This window comes from Kitasatospora sp. NPDC034533 (genome assembly GCF_055575155.1).
The window spans coordinates 1-23047 of sequence record NZ_JBVITE010000089.1 but is presented as its reverse complement, the minus strand read 5'-3'; the positions used below and the strand labels follow the sequence as shown (position 1 = coordinate 23047).

At 73.8% G+C, this 23047-nt stretch carries 23 protein-coding genes; 10 read left to right on the top strand and 13 right to left on the bottom strand.

Going from position 1 to position 23047, the window contains the following annotated elements; all coding sequences use genetic code 11:
• Positions 1-83: 83 nt before the first annotated feature.
• The 4 genes from ACZ55U_RS35945 to ACZ55U_RS35930 all read right to left on the bottom strand — a co-directional run bounded on the left by ACZ55U_RS35945 (position 84) and on the right by ACZ55U_RS35930 (position 4852).
• Entirely contained in the window at positions 84-671 is a 588-nt protein-coding gene (locus ACZ55U_RS35945) for a TMEM165/GDT1 family protein (RefSeq protein ID WP_465533253.1), read from the bottom strand.
• A gap of 252 nt (positions 672-923) precedes the next feature.
• Entirely contained in the window at positions 924-1712 is a 789-nt protein-coding gene (locus ACZ55U_RS35940; protein WP_465533251.1) for an ABC transporter permease, read from the bottom strand.
• Positions 1713-1726: 14 nt separating this feature from the next.
• Positions 1727-3340, bottom strand: coding sequence for a dolichyl-phosphate-mannose--protein mannosyltransferase (locus ACZ55U_RS35935; protein ID WP_465533249.1), 1614 nt, complete (start codon positions 3338-3340; stop codon positions 1727-1729).
• 207 nt (positions 3341-3547) lie between these two features.
• Positions 3548-4852 carry an MFS transporter gene (locus ACZ55U_RS35930; RefSeq protein WP_465533247.1) on the bottom strand — a complete coding sequence of 435 codons (1305 nt, stop codon included), beginning with the start codon at positions 4850-4852 and terminating at the stop codon, positions 3548-3550.
• 144 nt (positions 4853-4996) lie between these two features.
• On the opposite strand from ACZ55U_RS35930, the gene ACZ55U_RS35925 reads away from it, so the two are divergent.
• Positions 4997-5578, top strand: a complete 582-nt coding sequence (locus ACZ55U_RS35925; protein ID WP_465533245.1) for a MarR family winged helix-turn-helix transcriptional regulator — start codon at positions 4997-4999, stop codon at positions 5576-5578.
• 120 nt (positions 5579-5698) lie between these two features.
• Here the strand turns inward: ACZ55U_RS35925 and ACZ55U_RS35920 are convergent, their stop codons facing one another.
• The 3 genes from ACZ55U_RS35920 to ACZ55U_RS35910 all read right to left on the bottom strand — a co-directional run bounded on the left by ACZ55U_RS35920 (position 5699) and on the right by ACZ55U_RS35910 (position 9243).
• Entirely contained in the window at positions 5699-7519 is a 1821-nt protein-coding gene (locus ACZ55U_RS35920; protein ID WP_465533243.1) for a glycosyl hydrolase family 18 protein, read from the bottom strand.
• Positions 7520-7836: 317 nt separating this feature from the next.
• Positions 7837-8484, bottom strand: a complete 648-nt coding sequence (locus tag ACZ55U_RS35915; protein WP_465533241.1) for an FxLYD domain-containing protein — start codon at positions 8482-8484, stop codon at positions 7837-7839.
• Between the two features lie 198 nt (positions 8485-8682).
• Positions 8683-9243 (bottom strand): DoxX family protein, encoded by a 561-nt coding sequence (locus ACZ55U_RS35910; RefSeq protein ID WP_465533239.1) that lies wholly within the window; start codon positions 9241-9243, stop codon positions 8683-8685.
• A gap of 244 nt (positions 9244-9487) precedes the next feature.
• On the opposite strand from ACZ55U_RS35910, the gene ACZ55U_RS35905 reads away from it, so the two are divergent.
• Positions 9488-10120, top strand: a complete 633-nt coding sequence (locus tag ACZ55U_RS35905; RefSeq protein WP_465533237.1) for a MarC family protein — start codon at positions 9488-9490, stop codon at positions 10118-10120.
• A gap of 74 nt (positions 10121-10194) precedes the next feature.
• Here ACZ55U_RS35905 and ACZ55U_RS35900 read toward each other — a convergent pair whose 3' ends face one another.
• The gene (locus tag ACZ55U_RS35900) at positions 10195-10734 is read right to left on the bottom strand and encodes an NADPH-dependent FMN reductase (RefSeq protein ID WP_465533235.1); all 540 of its coding nucleotides are present in this window, start codon (positions 10732-10734) and stop codon (positions 10195-10197) included.
• A 140-nt stretch (positions 10735-10874) separates the two neighbouring features.
• Entirely contained in the window at positions 10875-11351 is a 477-nt protein-coding gene (locus ACZ55U_RS35895; protein ID WP_465533233.1) for an Lrp/AsnC family transcriptional regulator, read from the bottom strand.
• Between the two features lie 231 nt (positions 11352-11582).
• Between ACZ55U_RS35895 and ACZ55U_RS35890 the strand changes: the two genes are divergently transcribed.
• The 4 genes from ACZ55U_RS35890 to ACZ55U_RS35875 all read left to right on the top strand — a co-directional run bounded on the left by ACZ55U_RS35890 (position 11583) and on the right by ACZ55U_RS35875 (position 15184).
• On the top strand, positions 11583-12413 hold the full coding sequence (locus tag ACZ55U_RS35890) for a tryptophan 2,3-dioxygenase (RefSeq protein WP_465533231.1): 831 nt from the start codon (positions 11583-11585) through the stop codon (positions 12411-12413).
• A 41-nt stretch (positions 12414-12454) separates the two neighbouring features.
• A complete protein-coding gene (gene kynU / locus ACZ55U_RS35885) occupies positions 12455-13681 on the top strand; it encodes a kynureninase (protein ID WP_465533229.1) in 1227 nt (408 codons plus the stop codon).
• Positions 13682-13787: 106 nt separating this feature from the next.
• On the top strand, positions 13788-14423 hold the full coding sequence (locus ACZ55U_RS35880) for a TetR/AcrR family transcriptional regulator (RefSeq protein ID WP_465533227.1): 636 nt from the start codon (positions 13788-13790) through the stop codon (positions 14421-14423).
• On the top strand, positions 14420-15184 hold the full coding sequence (locus ACZ55U_RS35875) for a glucose 1-dehydrogenase (protein WP_465533225.1): 765 nt from the start codon (positions 14420-14422) through the stop codon (positions 15182-15184). Before ACZ55U_RS35880 ends, ACZ55U_RS35875 begins: the two co-directional genes overlap by 4 nt.
• Positions 15185-16015: 831 nt before the next feature.
• Here the strand turns inward: ACZ55U_RS35875 and ACZ55U_RS35870 are convergent.
• Complete coding sequence (locus ACZ55U_RS35870) at positions 16016-17587, bottom strand: choice-of-anchor A family protein (RefSeq protein ID WP_465533223.1); 1572 nt, start codon at positions 17585-17587, stop codon at positions 16016-16018.
• A 237-nt stretch (positions 17588-17824) separates the two neighbouring features.
• Between ACZ55U_RS35870 and ACZ55U_RS35865 the strand changes: the two genes are divergently transcribed.
• The 3 genes from ACZ55U_RS35865 (at position 17825) to ACZ55U_RS35855 (ending at position 20157) form a co-directional block, all read left to right on the top strand.
• On the top strand, positions 17825-18532 hold the full coding sequence (locus ACZ55U_RS35865) for a 4'-phosphopantetheinyl transferase family protein (RefSeq protein ID WP_465533221.1): 708 nt from the start codon (positions 17825-17827) through the stop codon (positions 18530-18532).
• A 210-nt stretch (positions 18533-18742) separates the two neighbouring features.
• On the top strand, positions 18743-19225 hold the full coding sequence (locus ACZ55U_RS35860; RefSeq protein WP_465533219.1) for a hypothetical protein: 483 nt from the start codon (positions 18743-18745) through the stop codon (positions 19223-19225).
• A 53-nt stretch (positions 19226-19278) separates the two neighbouring features.
• On the top strand, positions 19279-20157 hold the full coding sequence (locus ACZ55U_RS35855; protein ID WP_465533217.1) for a helix-turn-helix domain-containing protein: 879 nt from the start codon (positions 19279-19281) through the stop codon (positions 20155-20157).
• Here the strand turns inward: ACZ55U_RS35855 and ACZ55U_RS35850 are convergent.
• Both ACZ55U_RS35850 and ACZ55U_RS35845 read right to left on the bottom strand, forming a co-directional pair.
• Positions 20152-20577, bottom strand: coding sequence for a hypothetical protein (locus ACZ55U_RS35850; protein ID WP_465533215.1), 426 nt, complete (start codon positions 20575-20577; stop codon positions 20152-20154). The two genes, ACZ55U_RS35855 and ACZ55U_RS35850, sit on opposite strands and share 6 nt — an antisense overlap.
• A 140-nt stretch (positions 20578-20717) precedes the next feature.
• Positions 20718-21710, bottom strand: a complete 993-nt coding sequence (locus tag ACZ55U_RS35845) for an Lrp/AsnC family transcriptional regulator (RefSeq protein WP_465533213.1) — start codon at positions 21708-21710, stop codon at positions 20718-20720.
• 117 nt (positions 21711-21827) lie between these two features.
• Here ACZ55U_RS35845 and ACZ55U_RS35840 point away from each other — a divergent pair, with 117 nt between their 5' ends.
• Positions 21828-22631 (top strand): inositol monophosphatase family protein, encoded by an 804-nt coding sequence (locus ACZ55U_RS35840; protein ID WP_465533211.1) that lies wholly within the window; start codon positions 21828-21830, stop codon positions 22629-22631.
• 178 nt (positions 22632-22809) lie between these two features.
• Here ACZ55U_RS35840 and ACZ55U_RS35835 read toward each other — a convergent pair whose 3' ends face one another.
• Complete coding sequence (locus tag ACZ55U_RS35835; protein WP_465533209.1) at positions 22810-22962, bottom strand: hypothetical protein; 153 nt, start codon at positions 22960-22962, stop codon at positions 22810-22812.
• Between the last annotated feature and the right edge of the window lie 85 nt (positions 22963-23047).

Genomic DNA, 23047 nt, shown 5'->3' with positions numbered 1-23047 from the left:
GTGAACGTCCTGTGGGCTCTGATCCGTGACGGACGGTGCTACCAAGGCGACCTCCCAGTCACATCAGCGGCTTGACAACAGCATTAGGAGGTGATCGCCCCGAAGAGGCTGACGCCCGCCAGCACCACCATGACCGCCGCCGCCACCCGGATGATCAGCTTCATCGGCACGTACTTGAGCAGCTTCTGCCCGCCCACGATGGCGATCCCGCCGACCGCGCACAGCGCCAGCCAGGAGCCCAGGCCGACGGCCAGCGGGTCGGCGTACTTGGCGGCCAGGTTGGCGGTCATGATCTGGGTCAGGTCGCCGAACTCGGCGATCGCGACCACCACGAAGCTGGCCCCGGCCACCTTCCAGAAGCTGTTCGAGGACGGCTCCTTGGCGGCGTGCCCGTCCTCGTCCCCGCCTCCGTGGAACAGCAGCATGGCCGCACCGACCAGGAACAGCAGGCCGGTGACGCCCTCCACCCAGCGGTGCGGCAGCAGCGAGAGCAGGTGCCCGGCCACGAGCGCCAGGCCCACCTGGAGGGCCATCGCGGCGGCGACGCCCGCGAAGACGTGGCTCGCCCGGTACTTGGTGCCGAGCACCAGGCTGGCCAGCGCGGTCTTGTCCGGCAGTTCGGCCAGGAAGATGATGCCGAAGGTCAACGCGGCAACGGTCAGACTCATCAGGGGTTCCTCGGTCAGCGGGCTGCCCGGCCTCCGCAGGTCCGTCAGGGGACGCTTCGGCCCGACAGCACTGGTCATGGTCACAGCACTGCGGCCGAAGGTCTCGCCGGCACCGCTCATCGAGCGGGGCCCCGGGCGCCGGGCCCGTGGGGGCCAGTATGTCGACGGTCCGGTGGAGGGCTACTCCCCTTCAACGGCCCCCACCCTACCCGACCGCGCCGACCGGCCGATCCGGCGGGACGACCCGCCCGGAGCCTAGGCAGCCGCCCCGTGCGGCTCGGCCGCCACCAGCCCGCGCCCGACCAGCTCCAGCACCACCACGATCGCCACCGACTCCACCGCCAGCAGCCCGATCAGCACGAACAACTGCACCGCCCCCGCCTGGACCGGCGAGGCCCCGCCCAGCAGCATCCCGACGAAGGCCCCGGGCAGGGTGACCAGGCCGACCGTCCGGGTCTGGTCCAGCGCCGGGACGAGCGAGGTCGCCGCCGCCGTCCGGCAGATCTCCAGCCGGGCCTCCCGCTCCTCGAAGCCGAGCGCCAGCGCCGCCTCCACCTCGCCGCGCCGCAGCCGCAGCTCGTCCAGGGCCCGCCGACCGGCCAGCGAGGTGGCACTGAGCGCGCCGCCGATCAGGATGCCCGCGACCGGGATGACGGACAGCCCCCGGGCGGGCAGCAGTCCGACGCCCAGCAGCAGTGCGAGCACCGGCAGCACCCCGACACCGATCGGGGCGGCGGCCCAGACCCAGCCGGGCCCCGGGGTCATCCGCCGCCCGGCGGTGCGCACCGCGACCGTGAACATCAGCAGCACGAACAGCGACGACCACCAGAGCGAGCCGACCACCCAGGTGATCACCGCGGCGACGGCGGCCAGCTGCACCACCGCGCGCAGCCCGGCCCGCAGCACCGCGTGCCCGTGTCCGAGCAGGCCCCACCCGGCCACCGCGACGGCGGCCAGCAGCAGCACGGCGGTGACCACCCCGAGCACCGGGGTGACCGGCAGCAACTGGCCGGCGGAGGCCGCCAGGTCCGCGGAGGTCCTCACACCCACCGGGCCCGTCAGATCCAGCTGGTGAACCACATGCGGTCCTGCCAGGACGACATCGGGATCACCTGCGCCGTGTACAGCGGGTAGAAGAAGGCGAAGCAGCCGACGATCGCGAGCACGATCGCCCCGGCCGCGATCGCGCCGGTCCGGCGGCGCCCGGGGCCGCACCCGGCCGGGCCGAGCACCGCCCCGAGCATCTGGGCGACGGCCAGGCACAGGAACGGCACCAGCACGACCATGTAGAAGGAGAAGATCGTCCGTTCCTGGTACCGGAACCAGGGCAGGTAGACCGCGGCCACCGCGCAGAGCACCGCGCCCGAGCGCCAGTCCCGCCGGAAGAACCAGCGCCACAGCAGGTAGACCAGCGCGAAGCAGGCCGTCCACCACAGGAACGGCGTGCCGAGGCCGAGGATCTGCGCCGCGCAGCCGCCCGAGGAGGTGCAGCCGCGCTGCCCGGCCGGGACCTGCTCCCAGTACATCGAGACCGGGCGGCCCACCACCAGCCAGGAGAAGGGGTTGGACTGGTAGGTGTGCGGGGTGCTCAGACCGGTGTTGAAGTCGTACATCTGCGCGTGGTAGTGCCACAGGCCGCGCAGCGGCGCGGGCACCCAGCTCATCGGGACCTGGGGCAGCGGGATGCCGAGGAAGCTGTCCGGGGAGAGCCCGGCGCGCCCGTCCGCCCAGTGCCGGTCGTAGCCGCCCCCACCGTTCCCACTGTTGGCCAGCCAGCCGCTCCAGGAGCCGACGTACACCACCGTGGCGGAGCCCACCATGGCGAGGAAGGCGGGGACGGCGTCCCGGCGCAGCATGGAGCGCCAGGGGTGGCGGGCTCCGGCGCCGCGGCGGCCGGCCTGGTCCCACAGGACGGTCAGCAGGCCGAAGGCGGCGAGGACCATCGCACCGTTCCACTTGACCGCGCAGGCGGCGCCGACGAACACCCCGGCGGCGATCCGCCAGGGGCGCCACCCGAGCCGGACGGCGTCGCCGTCGGCAGCCGTGGCGAGCCGGGCGCGGGTGTGGTCGCGGTCGATCAGCAGGCTGCCGAAGGAGGCGAGCACGAAGAACATCTGGATGCCGTCGAGCAGGCCGACCCGGCTCATCACCAGCTGGAGGCCGTCGACCGACATCAGCAGCGCGGCGGTGCAGCCGATCAGGGTGGAGCCGAAGAGGCGGCGGCCGATCCGGGCGAGCATCAGCACGGTGAGGGTGCCGAGCAGGGCGGTCATGAACCGCCAGCCGAAGGGGTTGAGCCCGAACAGCTGCTCGCCGATCGCCACCACCCATTTGCCGAGCGGCGGGTGCGCGATGAACTCGGCCGCGGAGCTCAGCGGGACGGAGGGCGGGGAGGCCAGGATGTCGGCGTTGGCGTGGTCGGGCCAGGTGCCCTCGTAGCCCTGCCGGAGCAGCGACCAGGCGTCCTTGGGGTAGTAGGTCTCGTCGAAGACGAAGGCCCTGGGGTAGCCGAGGTTCCAGAACCGCAGCAGGCCGGCGAAGAGCGCGACGCCGATCGGTCCGAGCCAGCCGGAGCGGTCGGCCGCCCAGCGGACCAGGCCCCCGCGCGGGACCGGGGCCGGGGCGGCGGGGGCCGGGGCCGCCGGTGGGTGCGTGAGCGCCGCTTGCGTCATAGCCTCGCCGATTCGTCTGTCTGTTCCGCCCGGAGTACGGGCGCCGCCGGGGGTCCGGGCGCTTGCCCGGGTCCTGCCGCTCCGGTGTGGGCCGGACGGTCGACAGCCACCGACACTATGTGGCGGTGCTCGGGAAGCCAAGCGCGACGGGCGCCGACCAGGTGACCTGGTCGGCGCCCGATTCAAACGCCCTTGCGGGCCGTTGCGCTACGCGGCGGTCTGGAGCTCCCGGACCGGGACGGCGTGGACCACGGCCGGGGCCGCGTTGTCCTGCTCCGGCGTGAGGTGCGGCCGCAGCCGCAGCGCCAGGGCGACGATCAGCAGCGTGGAGCCCGCCATGGCCGCGAGGTACAGCGGCCAGGTGCCGGAGCCGACCAGCAGCACGCCGACGGCGGGGCCGACCGCGACCGCGATCTGCTTCACCAGGGCGTATCCGGCGTTGTAGGTGCCGAGCAGCCGGGCCGGGGCGAGGTCCGCGACGATCGGGCCCATGGTGGGCGCGAGCAGCGACTCGCCGACGCCGAAGAGGGCGTAGATCGAGACGATGGCGACCGTGGCGGCCATGGCCTCCGTCCGGATCAGGCCGGCCACCAGGGCCATCGCCCAGGCGCCGAGCCAGACCACGGCGGCCGCGGCCATCGCGGTGGTGCGGCGGCGGCGCGCGGTGATCCGCACCATGAACATCTGGAGCACCACGATGGTCAGCGCGTTGGCGCCGATCGCGAAGCCCAGGGTGGAGGGCGCGGTGCCGACGGTGTCGGTGGCGAAGGCCGCGACGCCGGACTCGAACTGGCCGTAGCAGGTGAAGAAGATCAGCCCGGCGAGGATGCTGAGCCGCACCATCGCCTTGTCGGCGAGCAGGGCGCGCAGGCCGGTCGGGCCGTCCGCCCTCTCGTGGACGGCGGTCAGCTGGACCTTGGGCATCCGGGCGGTGCCGGTGACCAGGGCGAGGCCGAGGAACGTCGCCGCCTCGATGGTGAACAGCCGGGTGAGGCTGGCCGGGTCGGCCACGTTCACGATCTGCCCGCCGACCAGCGCACCGACGCCCATGCCCAGGTTGACCAGGGTGAACTGGAGCGCGAAGGCGTGCGAACGGGTGGCGGCCGTGGAGCAGCGGACGATCATCGTGGCGAGCGCCGGCTGGCAGGTGGTGACGCCCGCGCCGAACAGGAAGGACGAGACCAGCAGGGCCGGGGTGCCGGTGGCGTGGCCGAAGGCGAACGCGCCGGTGGCGGCGAGCCCCGCGCCGGCCAGCAGCACCGGGCGGGGGCCGTACCTGTCGATGCCGCGGCCGGTGAACGGGAGCACGGCGAGGGCCGCCAGCGCGAAGACGGTGAACACCATCCCGGCCGCCAGCGAACCCAGCCCGCGCACCTGGTCCACGTACACGAACATGTACGGCATCGTGAACCCGCCGCCGAACGCACTGAGCGCGTTGCCGATCTGGACGCGGCGCAGCGGGCCGCCCGCTCCACGCCGCTGCTGCCTCTGCTGCTTCACCGTGCCGGTCACCGTGCACATCCCTTCCTGGTTTCGACTGGATACTCTTGAGCCCGGAAGACTTCAGAGCTAAAGTTTGACGAGATAAAGTCTTAGCACCGGAAGGGTGCGGAGTCAAAGGCTTAAGGAGTGCACGACCGTGCGACACTGTTCGGCATGACTACGGACAAGCCGCGGCCGGCTGTCGGCACGCCCGTCCCGGCCACCCGCCTGGAAGTCGGCATCGCGGAGCAAGTGGCTCTATACCAGCGGGAGTTCCCCACCGTCGACCCACAGGTGGAGACCATCGTGCAGTCCCTCCTCCGGCTGTCCCGGCGGATGGGCGTGGCGTACGACCGCCAGCTGACTGTGCTCGGAATCACCTCCGCCGAGTGGGAGGTGCTCAAGGCCCTGGTGGTCTCCGGCAGCCCGTACCGGCTGGGGCCGGGCGAGCTGGCCAAGCGGCTCGGGCTCACCCCGGCGGCGATGACCCACCGGATCGACCGGATGGTGGCCGACGGCCTGGTCACCCGGGAGCGGGACGAGGCCAACCGGGTGCGGGTGATCATCGAACTGACCGAGACCGGCCGGGACAAGTGGCTGGAGTCGATGCGGATGGCGGCGGTGTTCGAGGAGGAGTTCCTCCAGGACGTCGCGGGCGAGGAGCGCGTCGAGCTCTCCGCGACGCTGGGCCGGATGCTGCGGCGGATCGAGGAGAGCCAGCCGGACGCGCTCGGGCGCACCGAGGACCTGGCCTGACCCGCGGGGCCCCGGGGAAAGCAGACGAGTCCGGCCCGCCGGGAGGAGGTTCCTCCCGGCGGGCCGGACTCGTCACTTCAGGTGCCGCGAGGGTCCGTCAGGCCCTCGGCGCTTCGACCGTCAGCAGGGGCCGAGGTCGGTCCAGACGCCCCACGAGCCGCTCAGGCTCGGGTCGTCGCCCTGGGTCCACCACTTGTTGGAGTAGTAGTGGCCCTTCCACGAGACCTTGGTGCCGCCGGCCGCGTACACGGTGCCGGCGTTCCAGCTCGGGGCGGCCGAGCAGGACGGCGCCGGCGTGGTCTGGGTGGCGGTCGGGGTCGGGGTCACCGTGCCGGTCGGGGTCGGGGTCGGGGTCGACGAACCGGTCGGGGTCGGGGTCGGCGTCGCCGAACCGGTCGGGGCCGGCGGGGCCGGGCAGGAGGCGGCGGAGCCGTTGGTGGCGCTCACCATCTTGTCGAACAGGGCGGTCTTGGTGCCCAGGTCGTACAGCGAGAAGGCGAAGGAACCGCCGAGGCCGTTGCAGTGCGCGTAGTCGAGCTTGGCCTGGATCGACTTGGCGTCCTCACCGCTCCAGAAGGTGTTGCCGTCGTAGAAGTACGTGGCCTGGGCCGCGTCGTCCCAGTAGGTCTTCGACGGGTTGTCGACGAAGCCCGCGAGCTCCTTGTACATCTGGATGCCGGGCATGTTGCCGGACATCGCCGCGCCGGCGGCCGGCTGCGCGGCGGGCTGGAACAGGCCGTGCTGGCCGTTGTCCTTCACGCCGGTCCAGCCGCGGTAGTAGAACGGCACACCCATGTTGATCTTGTTGGCGGGGAAGCCGCCGGGGATGCCGTAGTCCTTGTCACCGACCGTCCACGCCTTGATGGCGTTGTCGATCGAGTACTTGCCGTTGCCCGGCTTGACCGGGGTCGACGGGTCGTTCGGACCGGCGTAGAGCGCGGCCTGGTGGTTGGTCGGGCCCTGGGCGTCCCAACCGCCGTGCATGTCGTAGGTCATGACGTCGAGGAAGGTCAGGTACTGACCGATCTTGTCGGTCTCGACGTTCATGATCTTGTCCTGGCCGGCGCCGACCGCCGCCGCCAGGGCGTAGGTCTTCTTGTCGGCCGCGCCCTGCGCGTCCAGCTGGGTGCGGAACTCCTTCAGCAGGGCGGTGAAGTTCTGCTTGTCCGCCGGGCTGGAGAGGTTGCCGGTGTGGCCGCCGCCGCCCGGGTACTCCCAGTCGATGTCGATGCCGTCGAAGATGCCGGCCGCCGAGCCCGGACCGCCGTAGCCGGCGTCGACGGGCAGGTTGCCCTTGATGAACATGTCGATGCAGGACGACACCAGGTGCTTGCGCGAGGCGTCCGTGGCGGCGGCCGCCGAGAAGTACTTGGAGTAGGTCCAACCACCGATGGAGAGCAGGATCTTGAGGTTCGGGTTCTTCGCCTTCAGCTTCTTCAGCTGGTTGAAGTTGCCCGCGATCGGCTGGTTCCAGACGTCGCCGACGCCGTCGACCGAGATGTCCGGGCCGAAGCTCTTCTGGTAGTCGGCGAACGCGTCCGCGGCGCCGTCACCCGCGTTGGGGTTGTTGTCGTTCTGGTCCGCGGCCTTGGTGGCCTGGAAACATCCGAGGTCGGTCGGGTGGATGTTGGCGAACGAGTAGATCATGTAGTCCAGCTTCCCGGCGACGCCGGTGTCCTGGATCGTCTTGGGGTAGTACGCGTTCGCGTAGATCGACCACTGGTCGTAGTACGCGACCTTGAGGCCGCCGCTGGTGGCGGGCGCACCGGTCGAGTTGGTGGTCGCGGCGTTGGCCGCGCCGCCGCCGGTCAGCGCGAGGCCGGCGCCGAGCAGCAGGGAGGCGGTGGTGCCGACCGCGATGGCGGCCAGGCTCTTGGGCCGACGGCGGGAGCCGCCGTCCGGAGCCGGGGTCCCGGCCCTTTCAATGCGTGAGCGCAGCATGGGTGCGTGACTCCTGGTTGTGGGGGTTTCCCGTCGCCCCGGGGGGCACTCGTCCGGGGTGGGGCCGGACGACCGGGACATGACAGGCATGGGTGGGGAATCGAGCGGGATCAGACCATGACGGACTACCGGGATGTGCCGAACCGGCGCCGGCGGCACGAGGCCGCTGACGCCGGTTCAGGGGCTCCCTGCACCTGGGGAATAAAAATGGACTAGACCAACTCACCCGTCAAGGGGTCCTGTTGGGCCTTGAGCCCCGCTTAAGGTTCCACCCCCGCGCTGAGCTGGGCGGCTGCGCCGGGAGTCATCAGCGCGAGTCAGTACCGGACGGCGTTCGCCACCTCGGCCCTGACCGCGCCGGAGAGTTCGCGGTTGGAGCGCCCGGTGGCCTGGGCGCTCTGCCCGGCGGCCACGTCCTGGACGGTCACCGCGGTCGCGTCCAGCACCTTGCCGGACTCGTCGGTGAAGTTCAGCTGGACCACGTACCGGTACGGCTGCTGCCCGTGGTTGGTGACGGTCAGTCGCGCCTGCGCCCTGCCGTCCGATCCGGTGGTCACCGACTCGACGGCGACGTCCGCCTTGGCGTCCAGCCCTCCCTTGATCCCGGCGACGGCCGAGGAGGCCGCCGACGCGGCCGACGAGGCCCGCGCCCGCGCCGAGGCGATCGCCGTCTCCGCCTCACCGGCCCCCGACGCCAGCGCCGAGGCGGCGGAGGCGGCGGCGCTCGCGGCCTTCTTCACGGCGGCGGCCGCCGAGGAGCCCGCGTCCTTCGCGCCGCCGGCGGTGGAACAGCCCGCGAGCACCGCGGCGCCGACCACCACCGCGGCCAACCCCCCGGCGACGAGCGGTCGCCGGGGTCGCGCCGGCGGCGCGCCCGGGTCCCGCGCGGTGGTCCGCGACAGCGCCCTCGGCAGGGCCCCCGGCGGGGCCGGGGAGCCGGCGCGGGTGAGCGGCTGGCGGTCCATGTGGTCCCTCGTCTCCGGTCGGGCGGTCCGGCTCCGCGCTCGGGCGGCCCGGTTCCGCGCTCGGGCGGTCCGGCTCCGCGCTCGGGCGGCCCCGGTGGCGGCACGGTGTGCCGGGGCTGCCCGGCACACCTCCCGCCCACCCTCCGGGAGCCCGCGGACCGTCGCCAGCAGGGCTGCTGCCTCCGGATGACGCGGCGGCTACGAGAGCCCCGAGCCCTCCTGCTCGTCCGACTCCACCGCGGCCCGCTCCTCCCGCAGCCGCACCACGTGCCGGCGCCGCGCGACCACGCCGTACGCCCCGGCCGCGCTCGCCACGAAGGACACCAGGCCGACCCACGGCCGGTCGAAGACGTGGCCGGTCAGGTGGTCCAGCGAGTACCGGCCGGCGCCGGCCAGGCCGATCGCCAGTCCGGCCGCGCCGAGGAAGGCCGGGTACTCGTAGCCGCCGGACATCGCGAAGAAACCGGCCGGGGCGTGCACCGACACCGCGCCCGCCATCGTCCCGGCCACCACCGCCCCGGCCGCCGGGGTGGCCAGCCCGGCCACCAGCAGCGCACCGCCGCCCGCCTCGCCGACACCGGCCGCGAGCGCGCTCTGCCGGGCCGGGTGGAAGCCCATGTGCTCCATGGCCTCGGTGGTGCCCTCCAGGCCGCCGCCGCCGAACCAGCCGAACAGCTTCTGGGTGCCGTGCGCGATCAGCACCCCGCCGACCGCGCTGCGCAGGGCCAGCAGGCCCAGGTCCTTACGGTTCAGGCACATGTCGCATCCTCGTTTCGGTCTCGGCGCAGGGATGGACCGCCTCGTCGGCGGTCCTGCTTCCGCGGCACCTTCCATGGCACCCGAGAGCGACCGTCCCTTCGAGCCGGGGCCGCCATCCGGGCGAATTCGCCGCCGATCGGGAATGAACCCGAGGAGCGGACCGCCGGCCGGAGAGACCTACGCCACGCCCGGCCGCGGGGCGTGGCGGGCCGGGCGCACCCGGCCCCGCGGTCATGCTGGGCCCATGTTCGTCTTCAACCTCGCCAGCGCCTTCATCACCTTCTTCGCCGTGGTCGGGCCGCCGAAGACCCTGCTGGCCTTCGCCCGCCTGGCGGGGACCCGCAGCAACCAGGAGCTGCGCCGGCTGGCGGCGCTGAGCACGGTCATCTCGGCGGTGATCGGCCTGGTGCTCGGCTTCGGGGCCGACGAGCTGACCACGCTGTTCCACATCAGCGACCAGTCGCTCCGGATCGCGGGCGGGGCGATCTTCTTCGTCTACGCCGTCGCCCTGGTCTTCGGTGTCCACCTCGGCGCGGAGGGCGACGAGGACGAGCACCTGGCGAACCCGCTGGTGGACGGCATCCGCGAGCTCCTGCTGCCGTACGTCGCCAGCCCGCTCGCGATCACGGCCGTCCTGGTCGCCTCGCTCAACCAGGACGACTGGGGCTGGAAGGCCGCCGTCTCCGGGGCCTACGTGGCCGTCGTGGTGATCAACTACCTCTGCGTGGCGCTGCTGGCGCCGCTGATGCGGCGCACCCACCGCACCTCCCTGGAGGTGCTGTCCCGGCTGCTCGGGCTGCTGCTGGCGGCGGTCGGCGTGGAGCTGTTCCTGGAGGGCCTGGCGGGGCTCGGGGTGCCGCTGCCCGCGGGGCACTGAGCCGGGCGGGGAAACGGAACGGACGGGACGGGCCGGGCCGGGGGCGGCGACGGCGACGGGCCGGGAACCGCCGGTCAGGCCGCCGCGAGCCGGGCCAGCACCGCGCCGATCCGCTCGCGCACCAGCGGGTCGGCGACCAGCCCGTCCGGGCCGACCGCCCCGCGCTCCAGCGGAATCCGGACGCAGGCCCCGTCCACCACGGCCGCGCCGGTGTAGCCGAGGACGGTGCGCAGGGTGGCCTCGGCGCCCAGGCCGCGCCCCGGGCCGGCGGCGTTGATCCAGGCCGCGGGCTTGTCCGAGATCTCGATCCCGCCGACCGTCCAGTCCAGCAGGTTCTTGAACGCGCCCGGCAGCGTCCCCGCGTACTCCGGGGTGCAGACCAGCAGCGCGTCGGCCGCCTCGATCGCGGCCCGCAGCGCGACCACCGGCTCCGGCAGCGGGTCGGTGTCGTGGTCCGGGTTGAAGTGCGGCAGCCCGGCCAGCCCCGCGTAGTACGTGGTCCGCAGGCCGGGGGTGGCGGCGGCCACGGCGGCGGCCGTGCGCAGCACCGTCTCGTTGGTGGAACCGGCCCGGAGGCTTCCGGGCAGCAGCAGGATGTGGCGCTCGTTCGGCATGCCCGGGAACCTACTCCCTGACGCCCGCGTCAAGGCCAGCCGGCGGCCCGGCGGTGGTCACGGCGGGCCGACGCGGGCCGGCGCGGGGTCGGCCGGCGGCACGGCGGGCCGGCGCGGGTCGGTCTGCCGTGCCGCGACCGTCAGCGCGGTTCGACCGGCCGCCAGAACACCGGACTGGACAGGATCATCGAGCTGGACGGCTGGCCGTAGCCGCCGAGCCGGTCGCACACCGCCTCGAACTCGGCCATCGTCGACACCGCGACCAGCAGCACGCAGCACGCCCCGCCGGTGACCCGGTGCAGCTGGACCACCTCCGGCCAGGTCGCCACCTCCGGATCGCGCAGCACGCAGCGCGGGCCGTAGCACTGGATCTGGACCAGGGCCGTGATCGGCAGCCCGGCCCGGGTGAGGTCCACATGGGCGTGGTAACCGCTGATCACCCCCTCGGACTCCAGCCGGCGGACCCGTTCGGCCACCGCGGGTGCGGACAGGCTCACCCGGCGGGAGAGTTCGTTGTACGAGAGCCGGGCGTCGGCCTGGAGCTCGGCCAGCAGACGGCGGTCGACGGCGTCCAAGGCGGCCTCCCGGGCGGTCGGGATCACGGGGTTTGCGTTCACAAGGCGAATCAGCCGAACGCCTCGCGAACGACAGGTCCGGAGGCGGTTGCGATGCCCGTCGACCATTCAAGCGGGGGGCACCGCCGCCGCACAATGGGCACCGGTGGAACCCGGCGGTCCGTCCGGGTCACAGGACCGGGCTTTCCGGGCCCGGTCTCCCGGACCGGGCCCCGCCGAGCCGGGTCCGACCGGACCGGGCGAGGGCGCCCGGAGGGATCAGGAGGGATCGGGATGGGGCACGACACGGTGGAGACGCCCAACCTGTCGTTCGGTCGGTCCGGCGCGCCGGGCCGGGGCACCCCGTACGCCCAGTACGTGCGCCTGGAGGAGCTGCACGGCCTCCAGCACCCGCGCAGCGAGGAGCCGGCCGAGCTGTCGTTCATCGTCACCACCCAGGTGATGGAGCTGCTGTTCGACCTGCTGCGGCACGAGTGGACGCTCGCCCGGCAGGCCCTGCGCGAGGACGACCTGACCGCCGCACTGGCCGCGCTGCGCCGGGGCACCCACGTGCAGGACGTGCTGGTGGAGTCCTGGGACCTGCTGGCCACCATGACGCCACGCGAGTTCAACTCCTTCCGCCCGCTGTTCGGCGAGGCCTCCGGCTTCCAGTCCGCCGCCTTCCTGCACCTGGAGTTCCTGCTCGGCAACAAGAACGCCGCGCTGCTGAAGATGTACGACGGGATGCCCGCGACGCAGGCCGAACTGGCCGAGGCGCTGCGCTCCCCCGGCCTGTACGACGAGGCGCTGGCACTGCTGGCGCGCCGCGGCCTGGCGCCGCGCCCGGTGCCCTCCGAGCAGCGCTACCAGCCGTCCGCGGAGGTCGAGACGGCCTGGCGGCGGGTGTACACCGAGCCGGAGTGGGCCGCACTCCAGCCGCTCGGCGAGGCCCTGCTGGACGTGGCCGAGCGGGTCACCCGGTGGCGCCAGCGCCACCTCTCGGCGGTCAAGCGGACCATGGGCGGCAAGCCGGGCTCGGGCGGCTCCAGCGGGCTGGTCTGGCTGCGGAAGTCGGCCGACCAGGACGTGTTCCCGGAGCTGTGGACGATCCGGGACGAGCTGTGACGGGCCCCGCTCCGCACCCGGAGCACGAGGAAGGGACGGGAATGACCACGCGTGAGGAGTGCGCGGCGCTGGACGCCGTCGACCCGCTGGCGGAGTTCCGCAAGGAGTTCACCCTGCCGGACGGGGTGATCTACCTGGACGGCAACTCGCTGGGCGCGCTGCCGGTGCGCACGCCCGGGCGGGTGCGCCGGGTGGTCGAGGAGGAGTGGGGCCGGGAGCTGATCCGCAGCTGGAACGACGCCGGCTGGTTCGAGCAGCCGTACCGGCTGGGCCGGCGGATCGCGCCGCTGATCGGCGCCGACCCGGCGGAGGTGGTCGTCTGCGACACCACCTCGGTCAACCTGTTCAAGGTGCTGTCGGCCGCGCTGCGGCTGCGCCCGGGCCGGGGCACGGTGCTCGGCGACGCCGAGGCCTTCCCGACCGACCTGTACATCGCCGAGGGCGTGATCGGACTGGTCGAGGGCGCCCGCAGCGCGCTGATCCGCCCCGAGGAGCTGGACCGGCACCTGGACGGGGACGTCGCCGCGGTCGTCCTCTCGCACGTGGACTACCGCACCGGCGAGCTGCTGGACATGCCCGGGATCACCGCCCGGGTGCGGGCCGCCGGCGCCCTGATGATCTGGGACGTCTGCCACTCGGTGGGCGCCCTGCCGGTCGAACTCGGCGCCGCCGGCGCGGACTTCGCGATCGGCTGCACCTACAAGTACCTGAACGGCGGCCCCGGCTCGCCGGCCTTCCTGTACGTCGCCGAGCGGCACCTGGCGGCCGGCCCGCTCCAGCCGCTGAGCGGCTGGTTCGGCCACGCCCGGCCGTTCGCCTTCGAGCCCGGCTACGACCCGAAGCCCGGCATCGGCCGCTTCCTCACCAGCTCGCCCTCGCTGCTGGGCCAGGCCGCCCTGGACGCCTCGCTGGACCTCTGGGAGCGGGTCGACCTGGCGGCGGTCCGGGCGAAGAGCCTGGCGCTGACCGACCTGTTCGTCTCGCTGACCGAGGGGCTGGACGGCATCGAGGTGGTGACCCCGCGCGAGCACGCCCGGCGCGGCAGCCAGGTCGCGCTGCGGCACGCCGACGGCTACCCGGTGGTGCAGGCGCTGATCGAGCGCGGGGTGATCGGCGACTTCCGCGCGCCGGACCTGATGCGCTTCGGCTTCACCCCGCTCTACCTGTCGTACACCGAAGTGCTGGACGCGGCACGGCAGTTGGCCGAGGTGCTGGAGAGCGGCGAGTGGCGGGCGGAGCGGTTCTCCCGCCGGGGCGAGGTGACGTAGCGGCCGGGGCGAGGTGACGTGGGGACGGGGGCGCCTCCGGAGGCGGTGGCCCGGGGTTCGCGGGCGTGCCTTTGGTATTAATAATGCCCAGCATTAAGCTGGCCGCATGGCAAGGACACCGGCGGGCCACGAGACCCGCGAGAGGCTGCTGCGGGCGGCGGAGGAACTCTTCGCCTCCCGGGGTGTGGAAGCCGCCCTGACCAGGGACATCACCCGACTGGCCGGGCAGAGCAACCCGTCCGCCGTGCAGTACCACTTCGGCTCCCGCGAGGGCCTGCTCGACGCGATCATGGCCGGCCGCCAGGAGCGCACCGAGCGGGCCCTCGCGCCGCACCTGCCCGCGCTCGCGGACGCGGACCTGCCCGGACTGCTCGGCGCCCTGGTCTCCGCCGAGGCCACCGAACTGCGCACCGAACAGGGCCGGCGCTGCCTGCGGATCTCCGCGCAGGTCAGCCACAACAGCGGGGTCCGCACCCGGACCCCGCACCCCACCCTGGCCGGCGGCGGCTACTGGCGGCTGATCGAGCTGGTCGAGGAGCGGATCTCCGCCCTTCCGGAGCCGATCCGGCTGGAGCGGATCGACCTGGTCCTCACCCTCGTCGGCGCGGCCCTGGCCGACCGGGCGCAGCAGTACCTCACCGGGTCCACCCCCCTGACGGACGAGGAGACCTTCCTCGCCGACCTGGTGACGATGTCCGCCGCCATGCTCTCCTCCCCCGCCCCCCGAAGGAGCACGTCATGAACGACCTCACCGGCAAGACCGTCATCATCACCGGCGGCGCCCGCGGCCTGGGCGCCGAGGCCGCCCGGCTCGCCGTCGCGGCCGGGGCCAACGTGGTGATCACCGACGTGCTGGAGGACGACGGCAGCACCACCGCCGCCGAACTCGGCGAGCGGGCGCGGTTCGTGCGGCACGACGTGACCTCGGAGCAGGACTGGCAGCACGTGGTGGACTTCGCGGTGGCCGAGTTCGGGGCGGTGCACGGCCTGGTCAACAACGCCGGGATCTCCACCGGTTCGCTGCTCGTGGACGAGAGCGTCGAGCACTTCCGCAAGGTCCTGGACATCAACCTGACCGGCGTGTTCATCGGGATGAAGACCGTCGTCCCGGCGCTGCGCGCGGCCGGCGGCGGCTCGATCGTCAACATCTCCTCCGCGGCCGGCCTGATGGGCCTGGCACTGACCGCCGGCTACGGCGCCTCCAAGTGGGGCGTGCGCGGCCTGAGCAAGATCGGCGCCGTCGAGCTGGGCAGCGAGCGGATCCGGGTCAACTCGGTGCACCCGGGCATGACCTACACCCCGATGACCGCCTCGGTCGGCATCCAGCGCGGCGAGGGCAACTACCCCAACACCCCGATGGGCCGGGTCGGCGAGGCGCCCGAGATCGCCTCCGCCGTGGTCTACCTGCTCTCCGACGAATCCTCCTACGTCACCGGCGCCGAGCTGGCGGTCGACGGCGGCTGGACCACCGGCCCGACCGTCAGGTACGTCATGGGCCAGTGAGCCCGTCGCGGCCTCCGGGGCGAGCGTGGTGGCGCCACCCCGGAGACCGCCGCGACCCAGCTCAGGCCCGGACCGAGTTCGATCGCTGTCATCCTTGGGGCTGACCGACGTTGACGTGCCGTCATGGACTGGGGAGGCGTGCGTGAACCTCGAACTCGGCCCGCTGAAGCCCGAACCGGTCCCGCTGCTCCTCGGCCTGGCGCTGTTCCTCCTGCTGCCGTGGGCACTCGGCCGCCACCCGCTCCCCAGGATCGGACGCCTGCGGAAGGAACGCCGGGAGGCCGCCGGGGCCGCGCCGAACGCGCCGAGGCCCTGTTCGCCGAGACCGAGGCGACGCGGTAGGCCCGGCTGCTGGAGCCGGCCGAGGCCCGGCACGAGGCGGCCCGGATCCGGGAGGAGTACGCCGGGCGCGGCGCGGCGGCGCTGGTCGCGGCCCGCGCGGAGGGACTGCGCACCCGGGACGAACTGCTCGCCACCGGCGGCGCCCGGATCGCCGCCGACCGGGCGGAAGCGGCCCGGCTGCTGCGCCGGGACATCGGCGAGCCGGCCGGCCCCCTGGCCGGGCGGGTGATCGGCGAACCGGTGCACGCCGTCGCCGCCCGGCGGCGCGCGGTGGAGCGCTTCTTCGAGGCTAACTGGCCTGCGGGGCCGGTCTGTTCGCCGCGCCTCCGGTCCGCCGGGCCTCCGGCACGTCGTCGACGGCGGGGCGGCGCCGTGCCGGAAACGGGAGCGGAGAGGAGACGGCGCAGGCCGCCCGGTCGAATCGACTCGGGCGGCCTGCTTCGTTGTTCGGTCGGTCAGCGCATCACGCCGTACGGGCCGTACGGACCGTCAGCTGTGGCGTCCACGGCGACGGGCGGCCAGGACGGCCAGACCGCCGAGGCCGAGCAGGCCGACGCCTGTCAGGCCGAGGACCACCGGGGTGTTGCCGGCGCCGGTGGACGGCAGCTGACCGCCGCCGGACGGGCCTTCGCCGGTCGGCTGCCCGGTCGGCGCCTCGGACGGGTAGTCGCCGGTCGGGGCCGGAGCCGCGCTCGATGACGACGCACTGGCCGACGGCGAGGTCGGGGCCGGGGACGTCGGAGCCGGCGAGGTCGGGGCCGGGGACGTGGGCGTCACGGTGGGCGTGGGCGTGACGGTCGGCGTCACCGTCGGCGTCGGCGTCGGCGTCGGCGTCACGGTCGGCGTAGGCGTCACGGTCGGCGTAGGCGTCTCAGTCGGAGTCACCGTCGGCGTCGGCGTCGGGGTCTCAGTCGGCGTCGGCGTCACGGTCGGCGTAGGCGTAGGCGTCGGCGTCGATCCGCAGTCCGGCAGGTCACCGTCGAACGGATAGCTGTGGATCTCGTAGCCGCCCGTCCCCGTGTGGATCAGATTGCCCGCCAGGTACACCCGGCCGTTCATGCCCGGCTCCGAGATGGTCGTGGTGCCGGCCGGGTTGCCGGCCAGGACCGAACCCTGGAACTGGGCGCTGCCGAGGATCCGGGCCGAGGTCGCGGTCGGGAAGTTGTACATCAACTTCGATCGCATCTCGGTGGTCTGGTCCCCGGCCAGGCCGGTGCCGGTGTAGGTGTTGATGACCGGGCTGTCGCCGAGCATGTTCACCACGACGGTGGCCCCGGCCGGGATGCCGGTGAAGACCAGGCCGATCTGCCCGCCGCTGGGGGAGGCGAGGTCCTGGGTGACGTTGAAGACCTGCTTCATGCTGGTCCCGTCACCGGTGAAGGTCGCCTCGCTGGAGGTGACCTCGACGGTGCCGGTCGCGGTGGCCCGGGCGACGCAGGCGGAGACGTCCTCGATCTGGGCCAGCACCTCCCGGTACGGGGCAGCGGCGTTCGGGTCCTCGATCAGCTCCCCGGTGGGGTCGATGCTGACGTTCCCGTTGACGGTGCCCGCGTGGCGCAGGTTGCCGAAGGCCGGACCGCGGGAGTCGATGCCGCCGATCAGGATGGTGTTGCCGGTCACGACGTCGACGTTGCCGCCGGTGGTCACGAAGTCGCTGCCGTTCGGCGGCACGACGCGCGAGCCGACACCGACGACGCCCATGTTGTAGGCGCCGCCGCCCTCCTTGTCGACGGTCAGGTTCCCCAGCGCGACGATCTTGCCCTCGGCCTCGGCGGCACGGCCGTTCACGGTGTAGTCGCCACCGGTGAAGACGTTGATGGTGGCGTCCCGCCCGGGGAAGTCGCCGTTGTTGGCCGGCGGCCAGGTGGCCGGGCAGTCGGGCCCGGAGCAGGCACCCAACGGCGGCGCCAGCGGCGCGGCCGAACCGACCGTCAGCACCGCGGCGAGCGGCAACACGGCGGCGGCGGTCGCCGCGGCGACCCGGACGGCCCGGCGCCCGGGTATCGCCGGCGCCCTTCTGGCGGTCGTTCTGCGGTCCGGCGAACCGGTTGACTGTGCCATTGGCAACTCCTCCATGCACGAGAAAAGGACAGGTGAAGGACCTGCCGCGCTGCGCGCCACCCCCTGGCAATCCAACAGATCCGGGACATCCAACACCAAATCGGACTATCCGCACATTACAGAGCCTCAGATTGAATCTGAAATTCGCACAAATAGAGCACTGCTCACCCGGCGTGTCGTCACCGACCGCAAGGCCCCGCGGACGGTGAGTCCGAACACAGGCCCTAGGTTGGAGGCATGACCACCGAGGCTCAGGACCAGAGCGCGCCGCTCGTCGCCGTCGCGTCCGCCGATGCCGTACTCCGGCACCCCGAGGCGGACGAACACCTGCTGACCGCCATGGAGCGGGAGCGCGCCGCGCGCTTCCGGCAGGAGTCCGGGCGGATCGACTTCACCGCCGGGCACCTGCTGGTCCGGCTCTGCGCCGCCCGGCTGCTCGGCGTGCCGGTGGCCGGGCTCGTCCTCGCCCAGCAGTGCCCGGACTGCGGACTCGCCGACCACGGCAAGCCCTATCTGCCGGACCACCCCGGGGTGCACGTGAGCCTGTCGCACACCCGGGGCGTGGTCGCGGCCGGCGCCGGGTTCCAGCCGGTCGGGGTGGACGTCGAGCTGGCCACCCGGGGCGGCTCGCTGGGCGCGGTCGCCCGCCGGGTGCTCGCCCCGGCCGAACTCGCCCTGGTCGAGGCCGATCCGGAGCCGGAAAGGGCGTTCCTGCGGCTCTGGGTGCGCAAGGAGTCGCTGATCAAGATCGGGCGGGCCACCCTGGACACCCTCGGCCGGATCGACCTCTCCGCCCTGCCACTCGCCGTCCCGCCGGGCACCCCGCTGCGCAGCCGGTACGAGGACCTGCACCTGCTCGACTGGACCGACCCGGAGCACGCCGCCGCCGTCGCGGCCGTCAGCACCGCCCCGCCCCGGATCGTGGCGCTCACGGCCGCCGGCTGAGCCGGGGCCTGAGCCAGGGCCTGCGCCGGGAGCCTGCGCCGGGGACCTGAAGGGCTGCGCCGGGGTCGAGACCGCCGCCCGGTGCCGCCGCCAGGCGCCCACCCGCCCGGCGGACCGGTGAATAAGCGGTGTTAGCGTGCCTGGTCGTGGGCACGCCGGACGCGCGCGCCCGCCGACCCAGCTGCCCACCGGATCCAAAGGGTGCCCGCCATGGCCAAGTTCCTGCTGAGCCTGCACGTCCTCGTCTCGGTCCTGTTCATAGGACCGGTCGCGGTGGCCGTCAGCATGTTCCCGCGCCGGGCGAAGGCCGCGCTGGCCGGCGGGCCGGACGGGGCCTCCGACGCCGGTGTGCTGCGCGTGCTGCACCGGATCACCCAGGTCTACGCGCTGCTCGGGGTCGCGGTGCCGGTGCTGGGCATCGGCCTGGCCCAGGTGATGGACGTGCTCGGGCAGTCCTGGGTGATCGTCTCGATGGTGCTGACCGCGCTCGCCGCGCTCGCCCTGCTGCTCTTCGTGCTGCCCGGCCAGCAGGCCGCCGTGGACGCGCTGGAACTCGACGCGTCGGACGAGCGGCACGCCAAGGCCGTCGGCGGCCTGAAGCTGCTGCCGATGACCGCCGGGGTGTTCAACCTGCTGTGGGCCGTGGTCGTGGTGCTCATGGTCATCCGGCCGGGGTCGAGCACCGGCGTCTGATCCCGCGCGTCCCCCTGCCGCCGGCCCGGGTCGTTCGAGTACCGTCCTGGGCCATGACGATCATGGCGGGCATGGGCGGCCCGACGGGAAGCGGCGTCGGTCCGCTGCTGCGCGGCTGGCGGGAACGGCGGCAGCTCAGCCAGCTGCAACTGGCGCTGCGGGCGGACTCCTCGACCCGCCACCTCAGCTTCGTCGAGAACGGCCGGGCCCGCCCGAGCCGGGAGCTGGTGCTGCGACTGGCCGAGCAGCTGGACGTCCCGGTGCGCGAGCGCAACACCCTCCTGCTGGCGGCCGGCTACGCCCCGCACTACCCCGAGACGCCGTTGGACGCCCCTTCGATGGCCGCGCTGCGCGGCGGGCTGGAACGGCTGCTGGCCGCCCACGACCCGTACCCGGCGCTGGTGGTCGACGGCTCCTTCCGGGTGCTGGCGGCCAACCGCTCGCTCGGGCTGCTCGTGGACGGCGTCGCCCCGCACCTGCTGGAACCGCCGTTCAACGCGGTCCGGGTCACCCTGCACCCGGACGGGCTGGCACCGCGCATCGCCAACCTGCGGCAGTGGCGGCGGCACCTGCTGGAGCGGATGGAGCGCCGGCTGGAGCTGGTCCGCGCCGACCCGCTGCTCGGGCTGTACGAGGAGGTCCGCGGCTACCCTGAACCGGCAACCTCCGGGCCGGACGGGGCGACCGGGCCGGACACGGCAGACAGGGCGAACCCGGCGGACCCGGCGGACCCGGACGGGCCGGCCACCGACGGGTTCCCGTACGCGCTGCCGCTGCGGATCCGGCACGGGGGCCGGGTGCTCTCCTTCCTCTCCACCGTCACGACCTTCAACACGCCGCTGGACGTCACCGTCTCCGAGCTGGCCATGGAGACCCTCCTGCCGGCCGACGCGGAGACGGCGGACTTCCTGCGCTCCGCGACCGGGCTATAGGGCCTGCCGCCGCAGCGCAGTGAACTGGAGGGCCGCGAACAGGGCCACCACCGCGGCCTGCACCGGGATCCAGACGGACCCGACGGCGGCCGGTTCCAGCCACACCGCCATCGCCGCCAGGCTGAGCACCACCCAGGCGAGGTTGAGGCCGATCACGGTCCGCACCCCGCCCGTCGGGGGCCTCCGACGGGATGCCAGTGCGCCGACCGCGAGCGCGTACCCGAGGAGGAAGAGCCCGAGGCCGACCAGGGTGGCGCGGCCGGCCCCGAGCAGCTCGCCGAGCGGGCCGGAGAAGGCCAGGTAGGCCAGGCCGTTGCCGCCGGTGACCAGGGCGTCCAGGGCGAGGGCGCCGCGCACCGTCCACGGCGAGAAGGCGGACCGCGGTCGCGCGGGAGTGAGGGTGTTCGCGTGGGCGGACATGGCGGATCGCCTCCTGACAGGGGGTGGGAGCCCGGGGCCGTGGCGGCCGCACCGGGTGGCACCAGCCTGCCCGGCCCGGCGACGGACGTCGATTACTCCACGGGTAACGGCTTGCCCCCGGGTGACGGCGCCCGCCGGGGCTACGCCCGCCGTCCCGGCGGCCGGAGCAGCACGCCGGCCCGCTTCACCGCGCGGGCGGTGATGGTGGTCTCGGCCCGCGCGACGCCGAGCGGGCCGAGGGTGTCGGCGAGGAAGCGGTACAGCTCGCCGTGGTCCGGGCAGAACACCGTGGCCAGCAGGTTGGTCGGGCCACTGGTGGCGAACACCCCGTGCACCCGCGGGTGGCGGGCCAGCGCCGTGCCGACCTCGGCGAGCCGGCCGGGGGGCACGTCCAGCCAGAGGTTGGCGTCCACGGCCAGGCCGAGCAGCCGCGGGTCCACGGTGGCGTGAGTGCGCAGCAGCCCGGCCTCCTCCAGCCGGTGCAGGCGTCGGCGCACCGTGGACTCGGGCGAGCCGACTGCCGCGGCCAAGGCGGCGTGGGACTGCCGCGCGTCCTCCCCCAGCCGCTCCAGCAGCGCGCGGTCCAGGCCGTCCAGCGGCGGGGGTGCGGCGGGGCGCATGACGGTAGGCCGGGCGAGCGCGGCGCTCTCCTCGCCGGTCAAGTACCCGGCCCGCCACTGCCCGGCGTCGGCGAAGGCGTGCAGCACCGCGTGGGTGGTGGTCTCGGTGACGGCGCCGGTCGCGGGCAACTGCCCGTACAGCAGCCGGTCGCGGGAGCCTGCGTCGGTGAGCACCACGGCGCCGACCTCGTGACCGCCGAGCATCACGTCGACGAACGGGACGTCGGAGCGGTCGGCGAGGGCCCGCGCGATGGCGTCCACCCGGCCGCTCAGCACCCGGACCCGCAGCAGCAGCGCGCCCACGGCGGCGTCCTCGACGTCGGGCAGCCGGACCACCCGCAGCACCCCGGCCTGCCGCATCCGGGCCAGGCGGCGGGTGACCGTGCGGGCGGAGACGCCCAGCACCTCGGCGATCCGGCCGGGCTCGGCCCGCCCGTCCACCTGGAGGGCGCAGACCAGGCGGCGGTCGAGGGTGTCCAGCACGCTGTCCGGATCGGCAGTGGAGAGGTCCATGGTGTCCGATCCCCGTCGTTTCCGTCGGCTGGTGCGTCCTGTTCGGCAGCCCCGACGGTACTCCTTGTCCCCGGGCGGCCGGAGCTCATCCGGCCCGGGAGCGGAGGAGTCGCTGCGATGGACGACGGGCTGTGGACACTGGCGGCCGGTGTGGAGGCGGCCGTGCGCGAGGTCGGTGCGGAGCTGGCGGCGCGCCGGCCCGCCGAACCGCTCCCCGGGAGGACGGTCGAGCAGGCGGCGGCCCGGTTCGCCGAACTGGACGGACCGGCCGCCGCGGCGCTGCGGGAACGGCTCACCGCCCTGCGCCCACAGGCCGGTTGGGCCCCCGAGGAGCTGGACGGCTCGATGCCCGCCGAGGGCGAGTGGTGGCTGGCCGACGCGACCGACGGCGCGGTGCAGTACCTGCTGGGGCAGCCGCACTGGGCGGTGACCGCCACCCTGGTGCGGGACGGCGCGGCGGTGCTGGCCGTGGTGCACGCCCCGGAGCAGGACGGCCGCACCTACCGGGCGGTGCTCGGCGGCGGGGCCGAGCTGGACGGGAGGCGGATCGCGCCGCCGGAACGGGAGTTGGCCGCCGCCGTCGCGGCCACCAGCCAGCCGCCGCGGGCGGCGGCCGACCCGGTGGCGCTGCGGCGGGCGGGCGAGTCGCTGTCCGCGATGGCGGGCGCGGTACCGGCGGTGCGCAACCTCGGCCCGACCGCGCTCCAGGTGGCCCAGGTCGGCTCCGGGCACCTGGCGCTGTTCTGGGAGTACGGACTCGACGCGGGCAACCTGCTGCCCGGCGCGCTCATCGCGAGCGAGGCGGGAGCGACGGTGACGGACGCCGCCGGGTCGGCCTGGACGGCCGGTGCCCGGAGCTTCCTCGCCGCCGCGCCGGGGCTGCACGCGCGGGCGTTGGAGGTGTTGCGGACGGTCGGCTGACCGGCGGGCGCCGATTCTCGGTCGCCGACCGGCAGGCGCCCACCGGTAGGCACCGATCGGCAGGCACCGACCGGTAGGCGCCGGACCTGCGCTCCGCCGGACCCTGATCGGCGGAGCGCAGGCCGGCCGTTCGCGCGGTCAACCGGCCGTTCGCCCGGTCAACCGGACGTTCGCGCGGTCAACCGGCCGCCGGACACGGCCGGCGGGCGGCCCGGGCGTTCGGCCGGTCGGCCACGCCGGGCCCGTGCGGGGAGCGCATCGACGCGAACGCCCGGGCGCCGAACTCCCGTACCCCGAACTCCCCTGCGCCGGCGGCCTCCCCGTCGCTCATTAGAGGACCATCCCTTCTGCAGCCCTCTTCGGTAGGGTTGTGACCTCTCGGTCCCGGTGGGTGCATGGCCAGTGTCGCGAGCCGT

Excerpts from the sequence above, each read along its gene's own strand:
- ACZ55U_RS35900 (WP_465533235.1), bottom strand. The coding sequence starts at position 10,734 with ATGCCGAACGAGCGCCACATCCTGCTGCTGCCCGGAAGCCTCCGGGCC.
- ACZ55U_RS35890 (WP_465533231.1), top strand. The coding sequence starts at position 11,583 with ATGGGGCACGACACGGTGGAGACGCCCAACCTGTCGTTCGGTCGGTCC.
- ACZ55U_RS35925 (WP_465533245.1), top strand. The coding sequence starts at position 4,997 with ATGACTACGGACAAGCCGCGGCCGGCTGTCGGCACGCCCGTCCCGGCC.
- ACZ55U_RS35860 (WP_465533219.1), top strand. The coding sequence starts at position 18,743 with ATGGCCAAGTTCCTGCTGAGCCTGCACGTCCTCGTCTCGGTCCTGTTC.
- ACZ55U_RS35845 (WP_465533213.1), bottom strand. The coding sequence starts at position 21,710 with ATGGACCTCTCCACTGCCGATCCGGACAGCGTGCTGGACACCCTCGAC.
- ACZ55U_RS35905 (WP_465533237.1), top strand. The coding sequence starts at position 9,488 with ATGTTCGTCTTCAACCTCGCCAGCGCCTTCATCACCTTCTTCGCCGTG.
- ACZ55U_RS35840 (WP_465533211.1), top strand. The coding sequence starts at position 21,828 with ATGGACGACGGGCTGTGGACACTGGCGGCCGGTGTGGAGGCGGCCGTG.
- ACZ55U_RS35850 (WP_465533215.1), bottom strand. The coding sequence starts at position 20,577 with ATGTCCGCCCACGCGAACACCCTCACTCCCGCGCGACCGCGGTCCGCC.
- ACZ55U_RS35915 (WP_465533241.1), bottom strand. The coding sequence starts at position 8,484 with ATGGACCGCCAGCCGCTCACCCGCGCCGGCTCCCCGGCCCCGCCGGGG.
- ACZ55U_RS35910 (WP_465533239.1), bottom strand. The coding sequence starts at position 9,243 with ATGTGCCTGAACCGTAAGGACCTGGGCCTGCTGGCCCTGCGCAGCGCG.
- ACZ55U_RS35865 (WP_465533221.1), top strand. The coding sequence starts at position 17,825 with ATGACCACCGAGGCTCAGGACCAGAGCGCGCCGCTCGTCGCCGTCGCG.
- ACZ55U_RS35880 (WP_465533227.1), top strand. The coding sequence starts at position 13,788 with ATGGCAAGGACACCGGCGGGCCACGAGACCCGCGAGAGGCTGCTGCGG.
- ACZ55U_RS35920 (WP_465533243.1), bottom strand. The coding sequence starts at position 7,519 with ATGCTGCGCTCACGCATTGAAAGGGCCGGGACCCCGGCTCCGGACGGC.
- kynU (WP_465533229.1), top strand. The coding sequence starts at position 12,455 with ATGACCACGCGTGAGGAGTGCGCGGCGCTGGACGCCGTCGACCCGCTG.
- ACZ55U_RS35935 (WP_465533249.1), bottom strand. The coding sequence starts at position 3,340 with ATGACGCAAGCGGCGCTCACGCACCCACCGGCGGCCCCGGCCCCCGCC.
- ACZ55U_RS35855 (WP_465533217.1), top strand. The coding sequence starts at position 19,279 with ATGACGATCATGGCGGGCATGGGCGGCCCGACGGGAAGCGGCGTCGGT.
- ACZ55U_RS35870 (WP_465533223.1), bottom strand. The coding sequence starts at position 17,587 with ATGGCACAGTCAACCGGTTCGCCGGACCGCAGAACGACCGCCAGAAGG.
- ACZ55U_RS35875 (WP_465533225.1), top strand. The coding sequence starts at position 14,420 with ATGAACGACCTCACCGGCAAGACCGTCATCATCACCGGCGGCGCCCGC.
- ACZ55U_RS35835 (WP_465533209.1), bottom strand. The coding sequence starts at position 22,962 with ATGAGCGACGGGGAGGCCGCCGGCGCAGGGGAGTTCGGGGTACGGGAG.